At 44.2% G+C, this 4920-nt stretch carries 4 protein-coding genes and 1 pseudogene; 3 read left to right on the top strand and 2 right to left on the bottom strand.

Annotation, left to right across the window (positions count from 1 at the left end):
• The first annotated feature begins 270 nt into the window (after positions 1 to 270).
• From MNV_RS09130 to MNV_RS09120, 3 genes are all read left to right on the top strand, one after another.
• Positions 271 to 1449 carry a glycine C-acetyltransferase gene (locus tag MNV_RS09130; protein ID WP_096205416.1) on the top strand — a complete coding sequence of 393 codons (1179 nt, stop codon included), beginning with the start codon at positions 271 to 273 and terminating at the stop codon, positions 1447 to 1449.
• A gap of 200 nt (positions 1450 to 1649) precedes the next feature.
• Positions 1650 to 2303: a hydrogenase nickel incorporation protein HypB gene (gene hypB / locus MNV_RS09125; RefSeq protein WP_096205412.1), complete on the top strand. Its 654-nt coding sequence runs from the start codon at positions 1650 to 1652 to the stop codon at positions 2301 to 2303.
• A gap of 190 nt (positions 2304 to 2493) precedes the next feature.
• On the top strand, positions 2494 to 3069 hold the full coding sequence (locus MNV_RS09120; RefSeq protein ID WP_096205410.1) for a nitroreductase family protein: 576 nt from the start codon (positions 2494 to 2496) through the stop codon (positions 3067 to 3069).
• Here MNV_RS09120 and MNV_RS09115 read toward each other — a convergent pair.
• Positions 3061 to 3747 (bottom strand): endonuclease V, encoded by a 687-nt coding sequence (locus MNV_RS09115; RefSeq protein WP_096205414.1) that lies wholly within the window; start codon positions 3745 to 3747, stop codon positions 3061 to 3063. The two genes, MNV_RS09120 and MNV_RS09115, sit on opposite strands and share 9 nt — an antisense overlap.
• Positions 3748 to 3804: 57 nt before the next feature.
• Positions 3805 to 4884: pseudogene (locus tag MNV_RS09110) on the bottom strand (RNA-guided endonuclease InsQ/TnpB family protein); the annotation flags it as partial.
• Positions 4885 to 4920 lie beyond the last annotated feature (36 nt).

Raw genomic sequence — 4920 nt, 5'->3', positions numbered from 1 at the left:
GGATATCACCAATATGTAACTTATATTTTGTCACTAATAAAGGTTTGCCATTGGGTTATTTTGCGATAATACTGTGATATAGAAGCAATTCATTGAATTTGAAATACCTACCTCGAAATACCTGGCATTTCTTAAAACAATCAGTGACATAAAATTAGTTACAAAATTGAAAGATGATATGCCCGCATCATGCGGTTTCTGTTAGATTTTACAAAAAGTTGGGAGATATTTATTTACTTGGAAATCCCTGAGGTATCATGGGGGAATTACGTGAACAATAGAACGGATTTTTTAAAAGAAATGATCCAAGACCTTAAAGACAAAAACCTGTTCATCGAGCTTCCTGTTCTCAGCACCGAGCAGAAGAACAGGGTGGTACTGAACGGAAAAGAAGTCATCATGATGTGCAGCAACAACTACCTCGGCTTCGCGAACCATCCGAGACTGCGTGCCGCAGCAAAAGAAGCAATCGACTGCTGGGGATACGGCGCAGGGGCTGTGCGCCAGATCGCAGGCACCATGGAGATACATATTAAACTTGAGGAGATGCTGGCTGAATACAAACGCACCGAAGCCGCACTTGTGTTCGTGGCAGGCATTGCAGCTAATCGGGGTACGATACAGGCGTTGATGGGAGAGGAGGATGCCATCATCAGCGATGAACTCAACCACGGCAGCATCATCGACGGCGTAAGGCTGACAAAATCAAGGCGGATGGTATATCCGCACCTCAATACGGAGGGCTTGAAGAAAGCCCTGCAGGAAACAAAAGACGCAAGGCGCAGGCTCATAATCACCGACGGCGTGTTCAGCATGGACGGGGACATAGCGCCCCTTGACCGGATAGTGGAACTGGCAGAGGAATATGATGCGATGGTAATGGTGGACGATGCCCACGGCGACGGGGTACTTGGTAAAGACGGCAGGGGCATAATTGACCATTTCGGGCTTGAGGGCAGGGTGGATATCGATATGGGCACGCTGAGCAAGGCGTTCGGAAGCCTGGGCGGCTATATTGCAGGAAGGCAGGAGTTGAGGGAATATCTCATTAACACAGCCCGCAGCTTCATATTTACCACTGCCCATCCACCGTGCGTAACTGCGGCGACCATGGAGGCTTTGCGGATGGTACAGGACGAACCGCAGCATTTAAGAAACCTCTGGGATAACACGAAATATTTCAAGAAAGCCATGGGCAATATGGGATTCGATATCGGCAGGAGCCAGACGCCTATTACTCCGGTAATGGCAGGCGAGAGCAGGATGGCAATGGACCTTTCCAGGCAGTTGTTCCAGGAAGGTCTTTTTGCCAAACCTATTGTATTCCCTCTTGTTGCAAAGGATAAATCCAGGGTCAGGATTATCGTTACTGCGCAGCATACAAGGGAAGACCTGGATGAGGCGATAGACATTTTTGAGAGGGTCGGTAAGAGGATGAAATTAATTTAAAAGTAGTGTTCTGAATTTCATGATCTACATAAAAACAATTGCCACAGAGGCACGGAGAACACAGAGAAATCTTTCAAAAAAAGCTCTCTGTGCCTCTGCGTCTCGGTGGCTCATTCAATGCCCCACTTATATTACAGATTTATCCAATTAAGCATTTAAACAGATCACATCTATAGGACATTATCGATTTAAAGGTAAATATGCACACGACTGAAGTATCCATTGAGTACGATATCCTGAAAGAGAACTCAGAAATCGCACACAAAAACCGCAAAAACCTTGAAAAATCCGGTATAACTGCTTTTAACATAATGGGAGCCATAGGCTCAGGTAAGACCCTGTTGATAGAGAAAACCATTGAGAAGCTTGGCAATGAGTACAGGATAGGCGCTATCGCCGGGGATGTGGTGGCAAGGATAGATGCAGCCAGGTTTGAAAAGTATGGAATCCCGACTGTTGGGTTGAATACAGGTAAGGAGTGTCATCTGGATGCACATCTTATCGAGCATGGGCTTCTGGAGCTGCCTCTTAATTCCCTGGATATCCTGTTTATAGAGAACGTGGGTAATCTCATATGTCCCACCGACTATGAACTGGGTGAACACAAGCGGGTAGTGGTCGTAAGCGTAAGCGAGGGAGATGATATAGTTGAAAAACATCCCCTTATTTTCAGTACGGCAGACATTATTATCGTGAATAAAGTGGATATCGCAGAGGCTGTAAACGCTGATTCGGATAAAATGGTAAAGGATGCGCGAACAATAAATCCGCGAATAGATGTTCTGAAGATGAGCCTCAAGACAGGGGAAGGTTTTGGAGAGTGGATTGATTTTGTAAAGAGGTCTTACAGATAGAAACAGAGAATTATGATAAGAGGTAAGGCCACTCCTATCCCCGAATTCCTATCCGACAAGCATACTATAATAGTAGGGTTTATATATTTATCCATATAGATAATAATCCCTGTTATAATTATAATCATCATAGTTTTGAAAAGAAAAGTATAATTAGGGATTGAGATGTTATTACTGTGGGTGAGTTATTTTGAAAGACATTACTGAAGTTATCAAAACCCGGCGCTGTGTCCGCGAATATAAAGAAGACCCGGTTCCGGATGAGGATATCAAATTCCTTATCGACTGTGCCAGGTATGCACCATCGGGTTTCAATATGCAGCCGTGGAGCTTCCTGGTCGTGAAGAACAAAGAAACTATGCGGAGGATATCAGAGAGCGGCAAGAAAGCCATGATTCCTTTGCTTGAACCGATCAAAGATACATCCAAAAAGGCTTCTGATTTCCTTGTTTTCCTGAAGACTAAAGGCACCAGTATGTTCTACAATGCCCCTGTCCTTGTGATAATCCTTGGAAATAAAAACGCGCCGACTGCTGATTATGACTGCGCGATGGCAGCGCAGAATATGATGCTTGCGGCGCACTCAAAAGGCATCGGAAGCTGCTGGATCGGAGGCGCGCTCCCTGCACTTATGGACAATGAGCTGTTGAAGGAACTGGGCGCGCCCGCGGATTATAAAGCTATTGCGCCGCTTATATTCGGGTATCCAAAAGGTAAGACGCAGACACCTGAGAAGGTCGAACCTGATGTCAAATGGTTAAGATAAGAAAGATGCGGGTATTTCCTTTTTTAACCCGGTAACATACTCGTGCGCAAGCCTGGCAGGCTCAGGAAGTTTGTATCCGCAAAGACACGCCTTCGTTATCGAAAGAGAACTGTCAAGTGAAACCCTGTGCCCCGGCGCCACGATTATCGTCCTGCTTCGCTCTTTTGACTTAAGAAGCCATCCGATTTGCTCACCCTTATAAATAAGTGGAGACGCCTCACCTGCCCGGGAAGGCTCTTTCCCTGCGCCGCAGAGAATCCTTTTCGTAATCCCGATGGTGGGCACATCCAGAGTGACACCGATATGCGTTGCGAGCCCTGCGCGTCTTGGGTGGTTGATGCCCGCGCCGTCAACCATCAGGATATCCGGGAGCTTTTTAAGTTTTTCATATGCACTCACAATCGCCTGCCCTTCACGGAAACTCAGGAACGTGGGGATATAAGGGAAATTTACAGTCCCGATAGAATGGACACGCTCCACGACCTTTAGAGTATCATATTCCAGTACTACGATGCCTGAAATAATTTTGTCATTCATGAATGACTGATCTACACCAGCAATTAACCGAAGCTCACCGAAGTCGTCTTCTATTATTGCCCTTTCGGCGACAAGACGCTGGGCTGCAAGAAGAGAGCTTCTGGATAGGTCGGAAGGGAAGAAGTCGGATATAGTAGGCATAATATTACATTCCATCTCAAAAGTATTTGAGTTGCTATGTGTGACATCCTCCCCTTACTAAAGTGAGGGGCTTCCTACTTCGATGAGCCTCTTTAGAGTACTCTCCATAGGCGTTAATTCCCCACAGTCCGTAGGTACATTTAATTTCCCTTTCCTTTCTATCAAGATTGCAGAAACATGGTCTCTATTCAATATTAGACCACATTTAGGACATATATGTATCCTCACTGAAAGTTTCTTGGGTACATGATGCCCACATAGACATGTTTGTGATGTATAGTACGGGTCAACAAGTTCTATCGTTTTACCAGCGTATTCTGCTTTGTAAGCCGTGAATCTGATTATTTGACCCCAACCAGCATCCAATATACTCTTTGCAAGATGATGGTTTTGTACCATATTTTGTATCTGCAAGTCTTCAAACACTATATAGTCAAATGTTTTAACAAGTCCTCTACTTGTCTTATGGTTAGAATCTTTTCTTTGATTCCTGACTTTTCTATGAACCTTTGCTACTTTGACCTTCTGTTTTCCCCTGTTCTTTGAGCCCAACTTCTTCCTGCTTAACTGTCTCTGTTCCCATGCAAGGGATTCTTCAGATTTCCTATAGAACTTCTGTGGTTCTATCTTCTCTCCGCTGCTTAATATGAGCAATGATTCAAGACCAACGTCTACCCCTGTCTTTGTTTTGATAGGTACTTTCTCTATCTTCTTCTCTATATCAACCGTGAATATAGCATACCATCGGTCTACGTCCTTCTTGATAGTACAGGTCTTGATTCTTCCTTCAATCTCCCTATGTTGGAGTATCCTGATATTTCCTACTTTTGATAGGGTTAATTCCATCCCGTTAATCTCAAAACCAGATTGAGGATATGTGAATGTATTATATCTATTTCTTCCCTGGAATCTCGGATATCCATAGCCATTAAAGAAATTCTGGAAACTTCTATCTAATCGCTTAAGTGTATTCTGCAATACCTGTGAATGTACTTCTTTATGAAAAGAATTTTTCTCTGATGATAGCGTATTAGCTTGATCTTCATAGCTTATCCATTCAGCTTTTCCCCAAGGGAATACCTGGAAATCTCTCTTTAACCTGTTAAGCTCTGCCTGTCGTTTTCTTCCTTCAAGAGCATCGTTATACTTGGATTTCGGCGCATTTAGTCACTA

The sequence above is a fragment of the Candidatus Methanoperedens nitratireducens genome (genome assembly GCF_900196725.1).
Lineage (GTDB): Archaea > Halobacteriota > Methanosarcinia > Methanosarcinales > Methanoperedenaceae > Methanoperedens > Methanoperedens nitroreducens_A.
The sequence above is the reverse complement of the archived record's forward strand: the minus strand, read 5'-3'. Positions and strand labels throughout refer to the sequence as shown.

Coding starts and splice junctions, on each gene's coding strand:
- hypB (WP_096205412.1), top strand. CDS start 1,650: ATGCACACGACTGAAGTATCCATTGAGTACGATATCCTGAAAGAGAAC.
- MNV_RS09115 (WP_096205414.1), bottom strand. CDS start 3,747: ATGCCTACTATATCCGACTTCTTCCCTTCCGACCTATCCAGAAGCTCT.